The organism is Streptomyces sp. NPDC014894, from assembly GCF_043080985.1.
Lineage (GTDB): Bacteria > Actinomycetota > Actinomycetes > Streptomycetales > Streptomycetaceae > Streptomyces.
Genome location: NZ_JBIBWD010000002.1, coordinates 63,660 through 84,033 on the forward strand (window position 1 = coordinate 63,660; position 20,374 = coordinate 84,033).

16 protein-coding genes are annotated in these 20,374 nt (G+C 71.9%); 7 read left to right on the forward strand and 9 right to left on the reverse strand.

All coding sequences use genetic code 11. From position 1 onward, the window contains the following. Positions 1-7: 7 nt before the first annotated feature. The 3 genes from ACF089_RS04410 to ACF089_RS04420 all read right to left on the reverse strand — a co-directional run bounded on the left by ACF089_RS04410 (position 8) and on the right by ACF089_RS04420 (position 3,362). Positions 8-1,090 carry a FecCD family ABC transporter permease gene (locus ACF089_RS04410; RefSeq protein ID WP_392021682.1) on the reverse strand — a complete coding sequence of 361 codons (1,083 nt, stop codon included), beginning with the start codon at positions 1,088-1,090 and terminating at the stop codon, positions 8-10. 49 nt (positions 1,091-1,139) lie between these two features. Then, positions 1,140-2,246, reverse strand: a complete 1,107-nt coding sequence (locus ACF089_RS04415; RefSeq protein ID WP_392021685.1) for an iron-siderophore ABC transporter substrate-binding protein — start codon at positions 2,244-2,246, stop codon at positions 1,140-1,142. A 150-nt stretch (positions 2,247-2,396) separates the two neighbouring features. Then, entirely contained in the window at positions 2,397-3,362 is a 966-nt protein-coding gene (locus ACF089_RS04420) for a helix-turn-helix domain-containing protein (protein ID WP_392021688.1), read from the reverse strand. A 340-nt stretch (positions 3,363-3,702) separates the two neighbouring features. Between ACF089_RS04420 and valS the strand changes: the two genes are divergently transcribed. Together valS and ACF089_RS04430 are read left to right on the forward strand one after the other, a co-directional pair. Then, positions 3,703-6,273, forward strand: coding sequence for a valine--tRNA ligase (gene valS, locus ACF089_RS04425; RefSeq protein ID WP_392021690.1), 2,571 nt, complete (start codon positions 3,703-3,705; stop codon positions 6,271-6,273). 374 nt (positions 6,274-6,647) lie between these two features. After that, positions 6,648-7,409 carry a GNAT family N-acetyltransferase gene (locus ACF089_RS04430; RefSeq protein WP_392021693.1) on the forward strand — a complete coding sequence of 254 codons (762 nt, stop codon included), beginning with the start codon at positions 6,648-6,650 and terminating at the stop codon, positions 7,407-7,409. A gap of 35 nt (positions 7,410-7,444) precedes the next feature. Here the strand turns inward: ACF089_RS04430 and ACF089_RS04435 are convergent, their stop codons facing one another. Both ACF089_RS04435 and ACF089_RS04440 read right to left on the reverse strand, forming a co-directional pair. Beyond that, on the reverse strand, positions 7,445-8,701 hold the full coding sequence (locus ACF089_RS04435) for an FAD-dependent monooxygenase (RefSeq protein WP_392021696.1): 1,257 nt from the start codon (positions 8,699-8,701) through the stop codon (positions 7,445-7,447). Between the two features lie 489 nt (positions 8,702-9,190). Beyond that, entirely contained in the window at positions 9,191-10,081 is an 891-nt protein-coding gene (locus ACF089_RS04440) for an SDR family oxidoreductase (RefSeq protein WP_392021699.1), read from the reverse strand. Between the two features lie 120 nt (positions 10,082-10,201). Here ACF089_RS04440 and ACF089_RS04445 point away from each other — a divergent pair, with 120 nt between their 5' ends. From ACF089_RS04445 to ACF089_RS04455, 3 genes are all read left to right on the forward strand, one after another. After that, positions 10,202-10,738: a LysR family transcriptional regulator gene (locus tag ACF089_RS04445; protein ID WP_392021702.1), complete on the forward strand. Its 537-nt coding sequence runs from the start codon at positions 10,202-10,204 to the stop codon at positions 10,736-10,738. Then, complete coding sequence (locus ACF089_RS04450; RefSeq protein WP_392021704.1) at positions 10,627-11,646, forward strand: helix-turn-helix domain-containing protein; 1,020 nt, start codon at positions 10,627-10,629, stop codon at positions 11,644-11,646. Before ACF089_RS04445 ends, ACF089_RS04450 begins: the two co-directional genes overlap by 112 nt. 501 nt (positions 11,647-12,147) lie before the next feature. Beyond that, on the forward strand, positions 12,148-13,059 hold the full coding sequence (locus tag ACF089_RS04455; RefSeq protein ID WP_392021707.1) for a MerR family transcriptional regulator: 912 nt from the start codon (positions 12,148-12,150) through the stop codon (positions 13,057-13,059). A 633-nt stretch (positions 13,060-13,692) separates the two neighbouring features. On the opposite strand, the gene ACF089_RS04460 is transcribed toward ACF089_RS04455, so the two are convergent. From ACF089_RS04460 to ACF089_RS04475, 4 genes are all read right to left on the reverse strand, one after another. After that, positions 13,693-14,601, reverse strand: a complete 909-nt coding sequence (locus ACF089_RS04460; RefSeq protein ID WP_392021710.1) for a lipase family alpha/beta hydrolase — start codon at positions 14,599-14,601, stop codon at positions 13,693-13,695. A gap of 149 nt (positions 14,602-14,750) precedes the next feature. Further along, entirely contained in the window at positions 14,751-15,413 is a 663-nt protein-coding gene (locus tag ACF089_RS04465) for a flavin reductase family protein (protein WP_392021712.1), read from the reverse strand. Between the two features lie 176 nt (positions 15,414-15,589). Next, complete coding sequence (locus ACF089_RS04470; RefSeq protein WP_392021714.1) at positions 15,590-16,708, reverse strand: fatty acid desaturase family protein; 1,119 nt, start codon at positions 16,706-16,708, stop codon at positions 15,590-15,592. A 6-nt stretch (positions 16,709-16,714) separates the two neighbouring features. Continuing rightward, complete coding sequence (locus ACF089_RS04475; protein WP_392021717.1) at positions 16,715-17,770, reverse strand: ferredoxin reductase; 1,056 nt, start codon at positions 17,768-17,770, stop codon at positions 16,715-16,717. An 86-nt stretch (positions 17,771-17,856) separates the two neighbouring features. Here ACF089_RS04475 and ACF089_RS04480 point away from each other — a divergent pair, with 86 nt between their 5' ends. Beyond that, positions 17,857-18,996, forward strand: a complete 1,140-nt coding sequence (locus ACF089_RS04480; RefSeq protein WP_392021720.1) for a PucR family transcriptional regulator — start codon at positions 17,857-17,859, stop codon at positions 18,994-18,996. A 937-nt stretch (positions 18,997-19,933) separates the two neighbouring features. Beyond that, positions 19,934-20,350, forward strand: coding sequence for an aspartate 1-decarboxylase (gene panD / locus ACF089_RS04485; protein ID WP_392021723.1), 417 nt, complete (start codon positions 19,934-19,936; stop codon positions 20,348-20,350). Positions 20,351-20,374 lie beyond the last annotated feature (24 nt).

Genomic DNA, 20,374 nt, shown 5'->3' on the forward strand with positions numbered 1-20,374 from the left:
TGGGTTTTCACAGTCCGCTCACATTCCGGCGCCGGACGAGGGCGATCAGGACGGGGGCCCCGACCAGCGCGGTGACCAGGCCCACCCGCAGTTCCCCGGAGGGCAGGACGACCCGTCCGACGACGTCGGCGGCGAGCAGGAAGGCGGGGGCGACCACCAGGGTCAGGGGCAGGATCCAGCGCTGGTCGGGGCCGGTGAACCAGCGCACCACATGCGGCACCATCAGCCCGACGAAGGCGATGGGGCCGGCGACGGCGACCGAGGTCCCGGCGAGCAGGGTGACGGCGACGACCACGCACGCCCGGGTCGCGCCGAGGCGCACCCCCAGGGCGCGGGCGCTGTCGTCGCCGAGCGCGAGGGCGTTCAGGGAGCGGGCGCTGAGCAGCCCGAGGACGACTCCGGCGCCGATGAGGGGGAGGGCGACGGTGAGGATGTCGAGGCCGCGCCCGCCGATGGAGCCGACGCCCCAGAACCGCATGATGTCGAGGGTGGCCAGGCTCTTGAGGGTGAGGGCCGAGGTCAGCCCGCTGAACACGGCCGTGAGCGCGACTCCGGCGAGGGTGAGTTTCACCGGGGTCGCGCGGTCGGAGCCGAGCGAGCCGAGGGTGTAGACGATCACGGTGAGCGCGAAGGCCCCGGCGAGCGCGAACCACACGAACTGGGCCGGGTCGGTGAGTCCGAGCACGGCGACGGCGAAGGTCACCGCGAAGCCCGCGCCGGCGTTGACGCCGAGGACGCCGGGGTCGGCGAGCGGATTGCGGGTGAACGCCTGGATGAGCGCCCCGCACAGCCCGAGCGCGGCCCCCACCAGCAGCCCGATCACCGTACGCGGCAGCCGCAGCTCGCGGACCATCGCGTGTTCGTCGAGGGACCCGTCGAAGCGGAACACGGCGTCCCACACGGTGCCCGGGGCGATCGCGCGGGCGCCGACCATGAGGCTGAGGACGCTCATGGCGAGCAGGAGCGCGACGGCGGCGAGCAGTACCAGAAGGCGGTGCCGGTGACGCGGGACCAGGCCCGTACCGGAGTACGGGCCTGGCGCGTCACGCCGTGCGGGGGTGGTCTCACCGGGGGGTGAAGCGGTCGTCACGGGTGATCCTCGTGGGTGGCTGTGCGGGGTGGGCCGGGCGCGGGGCGGATCAGGAGGCCGGGACGTCCGACCTGCCCTTGCCCGCGACCGCGTCGGCGAGCAGCGGCACGTACCGCTCCATGGCCCAGGGGATCGAGAGCACGGTCGGGCCGCTGACGGCCATACCGAGTTCGGCGGTCTGGACGAAGGCGTACCGCTTCCCCTCGATGGGCTCCCAGCGCTTGAAGAGCGGGTCCTTCAGGGTGTACGGGACTTCCTTGGGGTCGTAGGCCCAGCCCACGAAGACATCGGCCTCGACCGTGTCGAGCTTCTCCAGGCTGACGCCGCCGTAGAAGTTGGTGCCCTTGACCCCGTCGGTGATGACCTTCATGGAGGGGGTGTTCTCGAAGCCCATCTCGGTGAGCAGCCGGACCCGAGGGTCGTAGTCGACGTACAGTCCGGCCTCGGTGGAGCCGGGGGTGAGGGCCACGCCGTAGGCGAAGGTCTTGCCCTTGAAGTCGGGGTTCTTCTCGACGACGTCGGCGAGCACTCCTTCCGTGTCGCCGACCAGCGCCTCCGCCTTCTCGTTCTCGCCGAGGGCCTTGCCGATGGTGCGGGTCATGTCCTGCCAGGAGCCTCCGTCGAACGGCCGCTTCAGGTAGGGGATCGTGGGGGCGATCTCGGTGAGCCGCTTGTAGTCGACGTCGGAGATGCCGGAGTACAGGCCGAGGATCAGATCGGGTTCGAGGGAGAGGATCTGCTCGAAGTCGATCTCGCCGGCGTCCCCGTAGTTCAGCGTCTCGGGGAGTTCGCCGCCGAGCTTCTCGACCTGGGCGCGGAACCAGGGGGTGTGCCCGTCCTTGTCGCCGCCCCACTGCTTGTCGACGCCGACGGGCACGGTGCCGAGCGCGGCCACGACGTCCTGGTTCATCCAGCTGACGGCGACGACGCGCTTGGGCTTCTCGGTGATCTCGGTGGTGCCGTGGGCGTGCTTGACGCTGACCGGGAACGCGGCGGAGGAGCCCTTGCCGGCGGCCTTGTCCTCACCCTCGGAGCCGGAACCGGAGGTGCCGCAGCCGGTCAGGACGAGGGCGGCGGCGACCGCCAGCCCCGCGACACGGGTCCAGAGCCTGGCGGGTCGGGCCGCCGGGGCGGGGGCGGCCGTGGGTAGGGACATGGTTCTCCTCGGTTCTGCGCAGCGCACGGGCGGGCGACGGCGGTCGGGGGTGAGAGCCGGCCCGGCGGTGCGGGACACGCGCGCGGTCGAGGCACGGGGGCGCTCGGCCCTGCCGTACCGGAGGTTAGGTAACCCTCACTTCGGCCAAAGCTAGTGAATCCCCGGGCCGCCGGGCGTCGTGCCCCGGCCAGGGTGCGTCGCGAATCGGCCACCCTCCGGCCGCGCGGCTCCCTCGGCCGAGGGCTCGGACCGCTCCGGCGGTCCGGACGCCTCCGGCGGCGCGGGCACGGAGCGCTCGCGCAGATACTCGGTCGGGCTGGCGCCGGTGACCCGGCGGAACGCGGCGCTGAAGGCGCTCGTCGTGGAGTAGCCGCAGCGGTGCGCGACGAGGTTGACCGGGTGCCCCTGGGCCAGCAGGCCCATCGCGGCGGACATCCGCACCAGGGCGCGCCAGCGGGTGAACGACACGCCGATGTCCTGGCTGAAGACCCGGGTGACCGTCCGCACGCTGAGCGCGTGCCGCGCCGCCTGCTCCTCCAGCGAGCGGTCGTCGTACGGATCGCGCAGCACATCCTCCGCGAGGGCCTGGATGCGCCAGTCCGCCGGGACGGGCACCTCCAGCACGGGCAGCGGATCGTCCTGGAGCATCTCCAGGATCACCCGCTGGGTGCGCAGCCTGAGGTCGTCGCGCATCGGCGTCGCGTCGAGATGGAGCAGCATCTCCTGGAGCGCCCGCCCCACCTTCACCGCCCTCGGCGAGGTCCAGGTCACCGGGGTCGCGGACCGGGCCACATAGGTGTAGCAGCCGACTCCGCCCGGGTCCGCGGCCGAGGCGTGCGGGGCGCCGGGCGGCAGCCACAGCCCCTGCCCGGGGACCAGCCGCCGCACCCCGGTCGGGGTGTGGAGCGTCATCGACCCGGTGTGCGGCCACACCAGGAGCCCGTCGGCGTGGGTGTGCACCCCGGCGAAGGCCGAGCCCATGGGCTCGCTGCCGTCGAAGACCGCGGTGGTCAGCAGATACGGCGGAGACACCTCCGCCCCGCCGATCACCGGGGCGGACCACCGCAGCGGAACCGCCTCGAGGCGTTCACGACCGGAGACAGGGGCAACCGACATGAAGTTAGGTTAACCTAACTCATTTCGCGGCCCCGGCCGGGTGCCGGTGTCCGCCCGCCGGGCGCCCGCGCGGCCGCGTCTCGCACCCACTCGGCGCCGGGGGGAACGCCGGGACCGGCGGAGTGCGGCCCGACGGGCGAGGTGGGCCCGGCGCGCCCAACTCGCCCCGCGGCCAGCGGTCATGGAGGGCAGGGGCCCGCCCCCGGACCTCTAGACTGAGGCGCGGGGCCGAGTCGCGACTCGTGGATGTTCCCGAGACCCTCGCGCGGCGTGGCCGTCATCCGACGGTGGTCCGTCGTCCGGCCCCGAGTCGTAGCACTGACTGGGAAGGGTGTGTCGCGTGACGCGCTATGGGTCTCCGCTGCCGGAGAAGCCCTCGCTGGACGGACTGGAGTCGAGGTGGTCGGAGTTCTGGAGCGAGGCCGACGTATACCGCTTCGCCCGGCCGGGCAGCCGTGACGCGGTATTCTCCATCGACACCCCGCCGCCCACGGTCAGCGGCTCGCTCCATGTGGGGCATGTCTTCAGCTACACCCACACCGACATCGTCGCCCGCTTCCAGCGGATGCGCGGCAAGCGGGTCTTCTACCCCATGGGATGGGACGACAACGGTCTCCCCACCGAGCGCCGGGTGCAGAACTACTACGGGGTGCGCTGCGACCCCTCGCTCCCGTACGACCAGGACTTCACCGCGCCCGTTCCCATGTCGGAGCGTACGGCCAAGGAGCGGAAGGCCCCCGCGCGGAGCGTCTCGCGGCAGAACTTCGTCGAGCTGTGCGAGAAGCTCACCGCCGAGGACGAGCTGGTGTTCGAAGGGCTCTGGCGGAAGCTGGGGCTCTCGGTGGACTGGTCGGTGACCTACTCCACCATCGGCAAGGAGGCCCAGCGCACCTCGCAGGCCGCCTTCGTGCGGCTGGCGCGCTCCGGGGAGGCGTATCAGTCCGAGGCCCCCACGATGTGGGACGTCTCCTTCCAGACCGCCGTCGCCAACGCCGAAGTGGTCGAGAAGGAGGTCTCGGGCTCCTACCACCGGGTGGCGTTCAAGCACGGGAACGAGGACGTCTGCATCGAGACGACCCGGCCCGAGCTGCTGCCGGCCTGTGTGGCCCTGGTGGCGCACCCCGACGACGACCGCTACCGGTCGCTGATCGGCGAGGAGGTCGTCTCCCCGCTCTTCGGGGTCCGGGTGCCGGTGCTGGCCCACCCGGCCGCCGACCGGGAGAAGGGCAGCGGCATCGCCATGATCTGCACCTTCGGCGACATGACCGATGTGATGTGGTGGCGGGAGCTGCGGCTGCCGACCCGCACGGTCATCGGGCGCGACGGCCGGATCCTGCCGCTGGACTTCGCCGAGCTGCCCAGCACGGACGCCACCCGGGCCCAGCGCCTCCACGACGAGATCGTGGGCAAGACGGTGCACACCGCCCGGGAGTCCGTGGTGGCGGCGCTGCGCGAGGACGGCAGCCTGATCGGCGACACCCGGCCGACGACCCGGGCGGTCAAGTTCTTCGAGAAGGGCGACAAGCCCCTGGAGATCGTCAGCAGCCGGCAGTGGTTCATCAAGACCGTCGCCCACCGGGAGGAGCTGCTCGCCCGGGGCGAGGAGATCCAGTGGCACCCGCCGCACATGCGGTCGCGCTACAACGACTGGGTGCAGGGGCTCAACGCCGACTGGCTGATCAGCAGGCAGCGCTTCTTCGGGGTGCCCTTCCCGATGTGGTACGCCCTGGACGCCGACGGTCTCCCGGACTACAGCGAACCGATCCTTCCCGACGAGTCGATGCTCCCGATCGACCCGTCCGCCGACTGCCCTCCCGGCTTCACCGAGGAGCAGCGCGGCACGCCCGGCGGATTCATGGGCGAGCCGGATGTCATGGACACCTGGGCGACCTCCTCGCTCAGCCCCCAGCTGGCCTGCGGCTGGCTCTCCGACCCGGAGCTGTTCGCCCAGGTCTATCCGATGGATCTGCGTCCCCAGGGACACGACATCATCCGGACCTGGCTCTTCACCACCGTGGTCCGGTCGCATCTGGAGGCCGGCGCCACACCGTGGAAGCACGCCGCCCTCTCCGGCTGGATCCTCGACCCGGACCGCAAGAAGATGTCCAAGTCGCAGGGGAACGTCGTCACCCCCGGCCATCTGCTGGACGAGTACGGCGCGGACGCGGTCCGCTACTGGGCGGCGAGCGGCCGCCCGGGCACGGACACGGCCTTCGACCCGCAGCAGATGAAGATCGGCCGCCGGCTCGCGGTGAAGCTGCTCAACGCGAGCAAGTTCGTGCTCTCGCTGCCCGCCCCCGCCGCCGGGGCGGAGACCACGGACGCGCTGGACAAGGCGCTGCTGGCGAAGCTGGCGAGCACGGTCCGCGAGGCGACGGAGGCGCTGGAGGGCTTCGACTACACCTCGGGGCTGGACTCCATCGAGCGGTTCTTCTGGTTCTTCTGCGACAACTACGTCGAGCTGGTCAAGGAGCGCGCCTACGGCAAGGGCACCCCGGAGGGGGCCGAGTCGGCGCGCGCCACGCTGCGGCTCGCGCTCGACGTCGTGACCCGGCTGTTCGCGCCCGTGCTCCCCTACACCACGGAGGAGACCTGGTCCTGGACGCACGGCTCGACGGTGCATCTGGCCGCGTGGCCGGCCGTCGGCGAGCTGGGCGCCGGCGCCGCGGAGGGGCGGCCGGAGGTGGCCGAGGCCGCCTCCTCGGTGATCGCCGCCGTGCGCAAGGCGAAGTCCACCGCCAAGGTCTCGATGCGCGCCGAGGTCGCCCGGGTCGTGGTGGTCGCCCCGGCCGGCGTGCTGGCCGAAATCGGTTCGGTGAGCGCCGACATCCAGGCGGCCGGCAACGCGGCCGAGGTCGTCCTGCGGGCCGGCGAGGACGACGAGCTGTCCGTCGAGGTGGAGCTGTCGTAACGTCCGGGCCCCGGACCCGGCGACCTGGTCTCTGTCTCGGACCCGGCGACCCTGGTCTCTGTCTCGGTCCCGGCGACCCCGGCTTCGGTCTCGGTCCCTGGCGACCCCGGCCCGGCGACCCGTATCGCGCTCCCGGACCCCGTGACCCGTACCGCGTCACCGGGCGCCCACGGCCTGTGGGCGTCCGGGCGCGGTCGCCTCGGCGTCGTGAGCGCCGGGCGCGGGGACCGGGAGGGGGCCGGGCGGCGGACCGGTCACCGCTTCCGGCGGCGGGCCGGTCGCTCCGGCGGTCGCCGGAGCGCCGACGCGTCGCCCGTTCCGGCGCGGGCGACGCGAACGCCGTCCCCGGACCACGGCTGCCTACGCTTGCTCCCATGTCGGAATCAGAACTGAAGCGGGTCAACGCCTTCCTCGCCGCCTTCGCCCGCCGCCAGGCCGAACGCGTGGTCGACCTTCCCGGCGGGTTCGCCGTCCACGACGAGACCTTCAGACGTTCCCGGGCGAACAACCAGCTCTTCATCGACACCCCCGTCGACGCCGAGGCGCTGCCCGCCCTCGCGGAGCGGGCGCTCGGGCATCTGCCGCACCGGACGATCTCCGTCCTGGACGACGAGTCCGGAACGGCCTGCGCGGAGCCGCTGATCCGGGCCGGTTACACCCACTCCGTCTATCTGGTCATGCTCCACACGGGCCAGGCCCCCGCCGGCGGCCGCGCGGAGGAGGTCGACCTCGACGCGATACGCGGCCCCCTCACCCGGGTGCTGCGGGACTTTCTCCCGGACGCCGACGACGAGGTCGTACGCCACCTCGTGGACCGGCGCGGGGCCCGTCGTCGCGGGGCCGACTCCGTGCACTTCGTCGGGGCCCGCACGGAGGAGGGCGAGGTCGCCTCCTGGGCCGATCTCTACATGGACCCGGCGGCCGGCACGGCCCAGATCGAGGATCTGAACACCTCGGTCTCCCATCTCCGGCGCGGCTACGCCGACGCCGTTCTGTCCGCCGCCCTGCGCCTGGCCGCCGACAGGGGCTGCGGCACCCGCTTCCTGATCGCCGACGCGGAGGACTGGCCGCGGCACTGGTACGAGCGCCGGGGCTTCTCCGTCATCGGCCGCTGCCACGGTTTCGACCGGAGCTGACGTCCGAAGACCGCCGATCGGCCCCCGGCGGACTCTCAGCGCGCGGAGTCGCCGGAGTCGCGCGGCACCGTCCACGAGGGATGGGCGTCGACCTGGGCGGGGGTGGCCCCGGACAGCTCCTGGTAACGGAGGGAGATCCGCCCGGCCCGTCCTGCGGGGAGCGGTCCGCCGTGTTCGGCGGCGCGGGCGATGATCTCCTCCGGGCCCAGACCCCGGTTGGCCAGCACGATCGCGTTGACTGCCGGCCGGCGCAGCCCGTCGTAGCGGCGCAGCGCGGCCGTCGGGTCGCTCTCCCGGGCCAGGCACCAGGCGAGCACCCGGGCGTCGACGACGGACTGCGATCCGCCGTTCATCCCCATGGGGTACATCGGGTGTGCCGCGTCGCCGAGAAGGGTCACCCGCCCGAAGCTCCAGCGCGGCAGCGGGTCGCGGTCGAGCATCGGGAACTCGGCGATCGCGGGGGAGCGTTCGGCCAGGGCCGCGGGGTCGACGAACGGCAGGGTCCAGGAGGCCAGCCCGGCCCGGGCCTCGGCGGCCGTGACCCGGCGGCCCGCGCCGCCGGGCGGGGGCGCGGCGGGATCGTGCCGTACCTCCAGCACCCAGTTCAGCTGGGCCTCGCCCCCTTCGGCCGCCGGATCCCCGATCGGATAGGCGACGAACTTGTCCCCGGGGGTGTGGCCGGCCACCACGATCGAACGGCCGTCGAGGAACCGGGGGTACGGCGCGACCCCGCGCCACATCCGGACGCCGTTCCCCTTCGCGGGCCCCTCGCCCGGAAAGAGCTGGGCGCGGACCGCGGAGTCGATGCCGTCGGAGCCGATCAGCACGTCGGCCGTCCCGGCGGTGTGCGCGCCACCGGACCGGTCCAGGAAATGGGCCCGTACGCCGCCTTCCGTCTGCTCGAAGCGCCGGAACCGCAGACCGGTGCGTACCGCGTCCGGGCCGAGTCGCGCACGCACCGCCGCCAGCAGCAGCAGATGCAGCCGGCCGCGGTGTACGGAGTACTGCGGCCAGCGATGGCCCGCGGCGAGCCCGAGCGGCTCCTCCCACACCGGCGCGCCCGCCCGGTCGCGGTAGCTCAGCAGCCGCGGGGCCGGCGCGATGGCGTCCAGCTCATCGGCGAGTCCCAGCTCGGCCAGCTCCCGGACGGCGTGCGGCAGCAGATTGATCCCCACCCCGACGGCCTCCACGGCCCGAGCCGACTCGTACACCCGCGGTTCGAAGCCCGCGGCGTGCAGGCTCAGGGCGCAGCTCAGCCCGGCTATGCCCCCGCCCACGACGATCACTCTCATCGATTCGCCTCTGTCTTTCGTCGGGTGTCACCGGGCCGGTGCGGCTCGCCGGGTCCGGGCTCGCCGGGGTGTCCGAACGGCGGGGGAGGAGGGTTCGCCGCCGCGACTCGTCCGCTCCTGGGCGAACTCGGCGGCCCGGGACGGCCCTGGGGGCCGTGACGGCAAGTCTTCCGGCCGGGCGTCGGCCAGTCCAATATCTGGCGCTGCTGCGACCGATCACATTCCCTGATGCGGCCGGGGCCCGTGCTCCTCGGCCGGGCGGTCCTCCGCACGGCCGCGCGGCTCGTCGCAGGACGGACGCGGAGCCCTGGGGCGGAACAGGGCGGACCGGGTCGGTCGTGAGGCGTACGAACGCGCGGGTCGCCGGGCCGCCTCCCGGCGGTCCCGGCGCCCCGGAGCTGAGGCTCTCGCGCCGCTGAACGGGCCTTCACAGCGGAGGCCGTACGCCCTTCCCGCCGGTTCCCCGAGCGCCGCGCACGCGGCGGACGCTCACCGCCGGCCGGCGGCGGACGGTGCTCCCCGGCGGTCCCCGAGCGGCGCCGCGTGGAAGCCCGTCCCCCTGGAGACCTTCTCCCGCGAGGCGGGCTCGGCCCGCGCCGAGTCCGGGTGTGCGACGGGGGAGTCCACCGCGTCGCCGCCGAGGGCGAGCCGCAGCGGGGTGTTCTCGGCCTCCAGGGCGGTCCGGATCGCCGCGGCGGCCCTCGCCGGGTCCCCGGGCTGTGTGCTGTCACCGGTCCGCACCCGCTCCCCGGCGGCGCGGACCGACTCCGCGTACGCGGGGTGCTCCTCGGAGAAGCGCGCGGCGCCCTCCTCGGACGGACGGGTGCGGAACGCTCCGGGCTCCACGATCAGAACCGATATCCCGAACGGCGTCACCTCGTCCGCCAAGCCCTCGGACAGCTGCTCCAGGGCCGCCTTCGTCGCGCTGTGGGCGGAGAACCCGGCGGGGGACAGCCGCCCGCCGACACCGCTGACGTTCACGATCGATCCGCTGCCCCGCTCCCGCATCTGCGGCAGCAGCGCTCGGGTGAGACGCGCCGGACCGAACACACGCAGCTCGAACAGGTGGCGCAGCTCCCGGTCCGTGGTCTCCTCGAAGGCCCCGGCGCGTAGGCGCCCGGCGGCGTTCACCAGCACATCCACCCGGCCGTATCGCGCCAGCACATCGGCGGTCACGGAGTCGATCTCCCCGCCGTCGGTGACATCCAGGCCGACGGCCTCGAAGCGGTCCGGATACGCGGCGATGAGACCCGCCAGCCGCTCGGGCCGGCGGGCCGCGCCGATCACCGTGTCCCCGGCGGCGAGGGCGTCCTCCGCGACGGCCCGGCCGAGTCCGCTGCTCGCGCCCGTGATCAGCCAGACCGTGCGCTTCCCGGTCATGGTCTCTCCGTACTCCCGGCCCGCCGGGCCGATCGCCGCCCGGCGCGGGTCCCGTCGGCGGACGGCATCGCCCGCCCGTGCCCGGGTCGCGTCCAGCACGTGTTGTGACGGCCATGAGTGATGAAGGTGCATGGGCGTGATCTCCGTTGTTTCGCCTCGGTCGCGGAGGAGTTGGACGTCACACGGGCCGCCGGGAGGTCCTTCGTCTCCCGGCCCTCGGTGAGCGGACATGTGTGCCGGTGGAGCGGCGCGCGGCGGTTCCACCGCGACCGCGGGACGGTGCGGCCGACCGCGACGGGGGAGGCCCCGCCGCAGTGCGTCGGCTGTCGACGGCGCGGTCCGCCCGGGGAGACCGCGTCCCGGTCCCACAGGATGACCCGTACCGGACAGCGATGTCATGGGTACCGCGTGGCACGTTCCTTGCGTCAGAGTGAACTCGACGCACCCGCCCGAGCGCGGGAAGGCGGTCAGCCCGAACGGGCCCGGCCGGTGCGGCGCGTGACCGTGTCACCCGCCCACGCCGGGCAGGAAGGAAGGACGCGACCATGTCCCCGACGATTCCCCCTCCGGCCTCGTCCCCGCCGCTGCCCTCGGTTCTCCACTCCACCGGTCATATCCCCGCACAGGACCGTTTCGGCCACTGGCGCGAGCTGCTGAGCGGCACACACGCGCCCATGGATCTGCGCAGCGACCACTCCGACGACTTCCGGGCGCGGCAGCGCGTGATCAGCCTCGGCGATGTGACGGTGTGGCCCGCAGCCTTCCCGTCCGTGGTCTTCCGCCGCCCCCAGAAGCTCATACGGCAGTCCGATCCGGAGAGTTACCACCTGACCCTGATGCTGCGCGGCGGCGGAGTGGCCGAGTGGCGCGACAGAACGCTGCTGTCGAGCCCGGGCACCTTCCACACCAGCGACTCCTCACGCCCCGTCGAGATCCGCTCCTTCGCGGAACGGGACCGGATCCTGATGATCGGGGTCGAGGTGCCCAAGGCCGTGCTGCCGCTGCCCCGGCGGCTCGCGGACCGCTCCGTGGGGCTGCCCATCGCGGACGACCGGGGCGCCGGGGATCTGCTGGCGCTCCTTCTCCGGCGGCTCGTCCGCAACCTTCCCGAGTACCGGCTCGCGGACGGTCCGAGGCTGGGGCGGGTGGTCGCCGATCTCACGGCGACCGCACTGGCCCAGGTGCTGGAGAACGACAAGGCGCTGCCGCAGCACACCCGCCGGGTCACGACCACACTCCGGATCAGGGCCTTCATCGAGCAGAACCTGGGCGACCCCGCACTGTCCCCCGCCGCGGTCGCCGCCGCGCACCACATCTCCGCCAGTTATCTGCACCGCCTCTTCCGGTACGAGGGCGTCACCGTCGGGTCGCTGATCCGGCGGCGGCGTCTGGAGCGCGCCCGCGACGACCTCGGCGACCCGCGCCGGGCCGGCGAGCCGATCCAGGCCATCGCGGCCCGCTGGTCCCTGAGCGCGTCCGAGTTCAGCCGCGGCTTCAGGGCTGCCCATGGAATGACCCCGGGCGAGTACCGCCGGGCGACCCTGCGCGCCGGGTCCGGCGGCTGACCGCGCGGAGATCGCCAGCGCCATGCCATCGCCGGTCGCGATCGCCGGTCGGCAGCGGCCACAGCCGCGTCGGATCCACCGCCCGGGTCTCGCGGGCCTCCGTCCCGACCCCGGGGAGTTCGCCGCGCCCACCCCTGGGCGGGCCCGGTTCCGAGCGGCCGGTTCCGGACAGTCGCACCACGATCGCCGCAGGAGCCCGCGCCGTCGCCCAGAACCGCTTCGGTGACGAGCATGCGTGGTGAAGAGCGCCCTCGCCCATGTGCCGGGCGCGGTGCCCGCCGCCCTCGTCCTCCCGGCCGTGCCGGCCCCGATGCGGGGGAGCGGCGACAGCGAGTGGGCCCTCCCCGTCCGTTTCCCGATGAGCAGCGTTCGGTGCCGGACGGAGGAAGGGCGCGCCTCCCGGCCTTGACGCGGGGGCGATGTGGACGGGGTTGCACCTTCCGTAGCGGCATGTGGTCGGGTGGACCCACGTCCCGGTCCCTTGAGGAGAGGTCCCCGCTCGTGCATTCGTCCTTCATGCCACCCCGTCAGGTCAAGATCGGTGACGCGGCGGCCTTCGCCGGCAGCACGCCACGGGCGATTCGGCACTACCACGAGATCGGCCTGCTCCCCGAGCCCGAGCGCGGCGGCGACGGCCGACGCCGCTACGGGTACGAGGACATGATCCGCCTGCTCTGGATTCGCAGGACCGCCGACGCCGGGATCGCCCTGGACGACATCCGTGACGCCTTCGCCACCGGCACGGCCTCCACCGGCACGGACAGCGGCAACGAAATCGCGGGCATTCTGGAGCGACTGGAGGAGACCCTCGCCGAGCGGGAGGCGACATTGCGGCGGCAGCGGACCGCCGTGCGGCGGATGCGTACCGAAGGCAGCCGGACGGGCCTGCTCTCCGACTTCGTCACCGTACGCCTCAAGGATCTGCCCGAGGGCTCCCTGAGCCAGGCTGACCTGGACGCTCTGCTGGTCACCGAGCGGATCTTCGGCCCGCTCGGCGCGGCCGTCCAGGCCACCCGCTTCATCGTCCTGGCCACGCATCCCGCTCTGCGGGAGCGCTCCGACCGCGTCGACGAAGCCGAGGAGGCACTCGACGACAGCGTGGCCGTCGACGATCCTCGGGTGGCTCAAGTCGCCGCCGAGCGGCACGCCTTCGAAAGCGCCCTGCACGCCGTCATCGAGGAGTCCGGCCTGGACAGGGAAGACGATGCCCTCTTCGACGCCTGGGACACCTTGCACCCTGTCGCCGCCGACGACGACGAGGCCGAGGGCGACCTCGGCTCCGGCAGAGGGGAGGCCGACTCCATGAGCGTGCTCGAAGCCGTCGGCAAGATGCCCTACGACTTCTCCCCGGCCCGTCTGCGCTGTATGGAACTGGCCGAAGAACTGTCCGCCCAGGACTCACCCGCCACCTGAGACACGCTCCGGGCGGGACGGGACGACGGCATGGACCCGCGGCCGGACAGGCATCCCTCGTACGGAACGTCCCGTCTCGCGGTTCTGTACGAGAACGGTTCGGTCGGCGCGGCATCCGCCGAGTGGCCGCCCGAGGCCAGTGCGCCCTGGTCCCGCACGGCGACCACGCGTCCGCGAGTCGATGGAGTACCCGGTCGGCGCCCCGGGAGTGGCTGCGCCCCGGATTCCTGCGATATAGTGATCATGTGCTCGCGGCCGTGACTCACGGCGGTGGGACCGGCGTTGGTGGTCCAAGGAAAGACACCCCACTTCCCGTGGGGGGATGCAGGTGCGAGGCCTGCCCAGCGCTCGATCAAGGCCCCGGCCTCCGTCAGGAGACCGGGGCCTTCCACATGCGCGGACGGCGAAGCGGCGCCCGCCCGGTGGATCGCGAATCCCGTCCGCGCCCGAAGGGCGTGTGGGGACCGGTGCTCGCTCTCGTCGTCCGGTGGACTATCGGTTGCCGGCGGGCCGGTCCCGGGCCGCCCGGGCGGTGACGACCAGGCCCCGGCTACGCGTCCCGGCCGGGGGGCGCCGGGGACGAGGCGGCCCCGGCGGACACGGGTCCGGCGGAGGGCCGATCCGGGTGACGGGTCACCACCTGGAGTGCCAGTAGAGAGCCGTGAAGGCCTTGTCCAGCGGGGCGTCGCCGCTGCGCCAACCGGTCGCGGCCTCGGGCAGGTTGCGCCACTTCACCGTGAGGGTCTTGTCGCGGGTGGTCCGGAGCAGGGAGTGGTCCTTCTTGCCCGGGATGTTCTTGTAGCGGACCCAGTGGCGCACGCCCCCGCCGGTCGCGGTGTCCTCCCCGATCGCCTCGTCGGCGTCGCTGGCGATGGCCGTCCAGTCCGTGCCCTGAGCGGACTGCGGGTTCCTCTTCAGCAGTTCGAGGTAATGGGAGTTCTTCCACATCTGCGCGCAGGGCGTGTACACGCACAGGGACGAGTTCGTGCCGTTGTGCGGGGTCCCCAGCGTCACGACGTCCTCGACGTAGAGCTTGGCCGGGTAGCCGGACTGCTTCTTCGCGACGCCCGACAGCGCGTCCCGGATCACGAGACCTCCCATCGAGTGTCCGACGAGGTCGACGGACTTCCCCCTGGAGGTGTACTCCGAGTAGATCTTCTTGGCGAGCGCCTTGCCGAGCTTGTGTATGCCGTCGTTGACGCCGGCCGAGGCGATGCGGAGGTCGCAGTTCTTGTCCTTCTTGTAGAACGCGACGCTCCGGACACTGCCCTTCCAGGCGTGCTCCTTGAACTCGCTCTTGAGGTTCTTCCAGCCGCTCCTGCAGTCGAACGACGCCTCGCCGACCCAGTCGATGCCGTGCACCAGAAGCACGGCCTCCGTCTTGCTGTCGTTCCGCTTCGGCGTCGCCGCCTGCGCGGGCGCCGCCGTTCCCAGTACGACCGCCGCTGCCGTGAGCCCCGCCACCGCGAGCGCCGTCCCCCGCTGCTCCATCCGCATCCTGGTCCCCCTGAGTTTCGCGTAGCCGTGATGGTGGTCGTCCACGCGGCGGGATGCGCTGCCCCCGGTGTCAGCGAACGCGTGGCCCCCGCGCCGCGTTGAGCGTGAGCATCGCGGAGGCGGGCAGGGCCGGCCAGGCCTTTGGGCTGTGCCCGAAAGGCCTGGGTCACAGCGGGTGCGACGCCGTATCCAGGTCAGGCGTGTACGGCTCGGTCGGGCGTCTGCGAGCGGAAGCTGTGGCCCAGCTCGGGGCCGAGGCCGTAGTAGTGGCGGAAGTTGTAGATCAGCGGACTCCATGCGGACGGGTCGATGTGCTGGGAGCCGGGGACCACGATGCGCGGATCGGCGTGGACCTTGAGCACATGGGCTTCGACGATGAGGAACTCGCCGCTGACGTCGGTCTGGACCCGGGCGGCCCGGGCCTCCATCTGGAGGGGGCACTCGGCGACCCGGGGCGGTCGTACCAGCTCTGAGGGCTCGGGCCGCAGAGCGGCCGCCGCGAACTTGTCGCGCTCGAAACGGAAGCCGCCTCGTTTGGACGCGGGCACCGGAGTGCGTCCGGTGAGCGGCGCGAGCCGTTCCACCGCCGGCCACTGGGCCGGGGCGGGCAGGCTGATCACGACCTCGGGTCTGGCGCGGAGATTGCTCGCGGTCTGCCCCTCGACGCCCAGACCCAGGACGATCACCTGTCCCAGGGCCCATGCCGAGGAGATCGGCGCGAGATTGACGGAGCCGTCCTCGTTCTCCGTGGACAGCAGGACGACCGGTGTCCCGAAGTACAAGACGCTCGGTGTAATGGGCACGTGATTCGTCGCGGTGTCGGCGGGCGCACTGCCCGGCGGCGTCATGGTGTTCATGGGCTCGACGGTAGGGCGGGGACTCTTCGGCGCACGCCGAAGAGTCGCCGGTGGACGATGGACCCGACGAGCGGCCGCGGCAGTCCGATGCGGCGGCCGCCCACCCGTCCGCGAAGGATTTCGTCGAACCCGGCGGCACCGCCTGTACGGACGAGAGATCCGAACCGGTACGGGGATCAGGCCGCGACGAGCCTCTGCTCGTGGTCAGGTGTCTTGCCCTTGGGCTTCTTGTTCGGCAGTGAGAGGCGGAAGACCTTGCGCCACGCGGAGAACACTTGCTTGGGCAGCGGCCCGGTGACGTACTCCAGCTCGTACTTCTCGAACAGCGCGCGCACCTTCACCGCGACCTCGGCGTACCGATTGCTCGGCAGGTCCGGGAACAGGTGGTGCTCGATCTGGTGCGACAGGTTGCCGGTCATGAAGTGCATGGCCCTGCTGCCGCTGATGTTCGCCGAGCCCATCATCTGGCGCAGATACCACTGGCCGCGCGTCTCGCCCTTGATCGACCGGCGCTCGAAGACCTGCACGCCCTCGGGGAAGTGCCCGCACATGATCACCGAGTGGGTCCAGAGGTTGCGGATCAGGTTCGCGGTGAAGGTGGCGGCGAGGGTGGTGAGGAACGACGGGCCCGACAGCAGCGGGTGGATCACGTAGTCCTTGAGCACCTGCTTGCGGATCTTGCGGCCCACGGCCCTGGCCCGCGCGCGGAACTCCGGGTTCTTGCGGCGGCGCTTGCGCAGGTTCTTGCCGAGCTCCAGGTCGTACGCTGCGATGCCGTACTCGAAGAAGCAGGCGTTGATGAAGTTCCACAGCGGCTGGCCGAGGTGGAACGGGTGCCATCTCTGGTCCTCGTCGACGCGCATGATGCCGTAGCCGAGGTCGTTGTCCTTGCCGATCACGTTGGTGTACGTATGGTGCAGCTCGTTGTGCGAGTGCTTCCACTGATCGGCCGGGGAGACGTGATCCCACTCCCAGGTGGTGGAGTGGATCTTCGGGTCCCGCATCCAGTCCCACTGGCCGTGCAGGACGTTGTGGCCGATCTCCATGTTTTCCATGATCTTCGCCACGGACAGACCGGCGGTGCCGATCAGCCACGCGGGCGGGAAGAACGAGAACAGCAGCACGCCCCGGCTGGCCAGCTCGAGCTTGCGCTGCACCGAGATGACCTTACGGATGTACGCGGCGTCCTTCTCGCCTCGGTCGGCGATCACCTCGTCGCGGATCGCGTCCAGCTCGCGGCCGAGCTCCTCGATCTGCTCCGCGGTCAGGTGGGCGGTGGGGTCGATGGCGGTCACGGGTTCCTACCGTTCGATGTCGCAGGGGCCCGCCGCGGCGGACACACAGGTCTGGATGAGGACGCCGGGCTCGGCCTCGGTGATCTCGCCGGTGCGCAGGTCGCGGACGGCGCCCGCCTTGAGCGGCGTGACGCAGCCGAAACAGATGCCCATGCGGCACCCGGAGGGCATGAGCACGCCGGCCTCCTCGCCGACGTCCAGCAACGGCGTGGCGCCGTCCGCGTCGACGGTCCTGCCGGTGGTGGTGAACGTGACCTCGCCACCGTCTCCGGTGACGACGATGCCGGGGCGGAAGCGCTCCGTGTGCAGGCGCTCCGGTACGCCGTGCTCGGTCCAGTGGCCTTCGGCGGCGTCGAGCAGGCCCGCGGGCCCGCAGGCCCAGGTCTCGCGCTCGGCCCAGTCGGGCACGAGTTCGTCGAGACGGGCGATGTCGAGCATGCCGTCTGTGTCGGTGTGCACCTCGGTGAGACGCAGCTTCTTGTCCGCGACCAGGTCGTGCAGCTCGTTGCGGAAGATCACGTCCTGCGGCCGCGGCGCGCAGTGGACCATGACGACGTCGGCGAACTCGGTGTCACGCAGCATGCCCATGACCGGCGTGATGCCGCTGCCCGCCGTCAGGTAGAGCACCTTGGCGGGCTTGGCCTCCGGCAGCACGAAGTCGCCGGTCGCCTGGTCGAGCTGGATCAGCGTGCCCGGTTTCGACCTGCGGACCATATGGTTGCTGACCTTGCCGCCCGGGATCGCCTTCACGGTGATCGTGACGCGGCCGTCCTGGCGGTTCGTCGGCGAGGTGATGGAGTAGGCGCGCCACAGACACACCCCGTCGACGGCGATCCCGATCCGCACGTATTGACCGGCCTGGTGGCCACGCCAGCCCCGTCCCGGCCTGATCACGATGGTCGCGGCGTCACCCGTCTCGGGATGCACGGCCTCGATGCGCCCACGCAGGTCGGCGCCCGCACGCAGCGGACTGACCAGGTCGAGGTAGTCCGACGGCAGCAGCGGCGTCGTGACCATCTCCAGCAGTTTCCACGCCCTACTGCGGAGGGCTGCACTCGTCATGACTCCAGCTTGATACGCCCCAGGGCGTAAAGTCCTACCCGTAGGGCGTGAATCTGGTCGGCTTAATTGTTCGCAGGGAACAAAACATGGGGCATGTAATCCGGAGGGCCACCGAACTGGCTCTGGACGAGACGACGGTCGCCGCGCTTCGGGCCGCGCTGAAGAGCACTGCCGACGAGGTCGTTCAGGCGATCATCGACGAGGTCCCTCCCTACGCCAACGCTCTTTCGGGCCGCATGGGCGGCACCATCCGCCGATCCGTCCGCACCGCCCTGGGGCACTACCTGGACCTCGCGAGCGGGAAGGCCACGGGCGGCGACGCCGGTGACGCGGCCTACGAGCTGGGCCGCGGCGAGGTGCGCGACGGCCGTTCGATGGACGCCCTTCTCGGCGCCTACCGTGTCGGCGCCCGCGTGGCCTGGCGATGCCTGGCAGCGGGTGCCGTGCCCGCGGGTCTGCCCGCTGCCGAGGTCGCCAAGTTCGCCGAGCTGACCTTCGCCTACATCGACGAGCTCTCTGCCGCGAGTGCCGCGGGCCACGCCGACGAACTGGCCGCCCGCGGCCGGGCCCACGAGCTCCACCTGGAACACCTGGCCCACGACCTCCTCGCCGGCGCGAGCCCGGACGTGCTGCTGGCCTCCGCTCAACGGGCAGGGTGGCAGCCTCCGGTTTCACTGACCGCGGTCCTGCTGCCCGCCGCCCAGGCCCGGCCCGCCTACCGCGCGCTCGACCCGACCACCCTCGTCCTCGACGATCTGCCGGACACCACCGGTGTGCTGCTCGTCCCTGACGCCGACCGGTCACACCTCCTGAGCCGGCTGGCCGACCGCACCGCCGTGGTCGGCCCGGCCCGGCCATGGACGCGAGCGTCCGCCTCGTACGCACGAGCCGTACGGGCGCGCTCCCTCTCCTCTGATGTTCGCGACACCGAGGACCACCTGCCCGAGCTGGTGCTGAGCGCCGACGCGGACGCGTTCGCGGATCTGCGTGCGCGAGCTCTCGCACCATTGCGGACTCTGCCTGTCGCGACGGCACAGCGGCTGGAGGAGACGTTGCGGGCGTGGCTGCTGCACCAGGGCAGACGGGACGAGGTGGCGGCGGCGTTGTTCGTCCACCCCCAGACAGTCCGTTACCGGATGTCGCAGCTACGGGAGCTGTTTCCGGACCTCGCATCGCCGCACCGGGTCCTTGAACTGACACTGGCGGTCGGTCTTCGGGGCAGCTGAAAACTGATTCACCAGGGCCTGTTCTGCCTGTCCTGGCTGATGGACCACCGGACGGAGTTCCAGCACCCGGTGCGCGACCGCCTCGGAGCCGAGGCCGCCGGGCGGATCCTGTGGAGCGATCCGCGGCCGGTCCGCGTCGCCGCAGACTTCACCCTGTACATCCTCCACGCCGCGCGTGAGCACCGGCGCGGCATCGACCTCGTCCGCTACCGGCTCCACGGCGACGACCACATCGCGCTGGAGACCGTCGCCTCCGTCCACGGGCACGCCGGAGCGTGCGGGTGGAGATGTCGCCGGTGTCGATCACGTGCGTCCTTCAGCCGTGTCCACTCGGCCGTCCGCCGGCGCCGAGCGCCGCCTCCACATGACGAAGAGCCCCCTGTCTCCCGGAGGAGTCGGTGGCCTGCCCTGATCAGCGGTCTGTCAGTGCCCCGGGACCGGTGACGCCACTCCCCGGGCCATACCTTCAACAGAGGGGCGGTTCATGCCGGGCCCGGAGGCCGGGAGCCCCACCGCGGGACCACCGAAAGGTAATGGGGGCTGTTGCCCGGCTGTGAGCGGGACGGTGGTGGTGGCTCGACCAGCACATCGCCCTGCTGCGCTCGCTCGGGATCACGGTCGTCCGCCCGGACCACCTCGACCACGGGCACCGCTTCGCCGCCCCCGACCGATCCTCATGCTGCTTTCGATGCCGTGGCGGCTGGGCCCTCGGCAGGCTTCTGCGTGGGCTGGGTCTCGCGTCGCGGTGGGCGGTGGCGGAGGGCGGCCGACCGTCTCAAGTCTTCCTGATCGATCGTCGGGGAAGTCGGCAAGTGGTCAGTATGAGTCCCGAACAACCTGGGGAACGGCGCCCGGGCATGCGACTCGTTGTAGAGTAGGGAAACCGCACTTGACCTGCAAGAACGCAGGCAGGGAGCCGAGATCCGGGAGTACCTCGATGCTGCGCACCATGTTCAAGTCCAAGATCCATCGCGCCACCGTGACCCAGGCCGATCTGCACTACGTCGGCTCCGTCACCATCGACGCGGAGTTGATGGAGGCGGCGGATCTGCTGCCCGGTGAGCTGGTGCACATCGTGGACATCACCAATGGCGCACGGCTGGAGACCTATGTCATCGAGGGCGAGCGCGGCTCCGGCGTCATCGGGATCAACGGCGCGGCCGCGCATCTGGTGCACCCCGGGGACCTGGTGATCCTGATCAGTTACGCGCAGGTCGACGACGCCGAGGCGCGTGCGCTGGCCCCCCGGGTGGTGCACGTCGACACGGAGAACCGGATCGTCGAGCTGGGCACGGACGCCGCCGCGCCCGTGCCCGGGAGCGACACCCTGCGCAGCCCGCACGCCGTGGCCTGACCGAGCGCCCGGCGGCCGACCGAG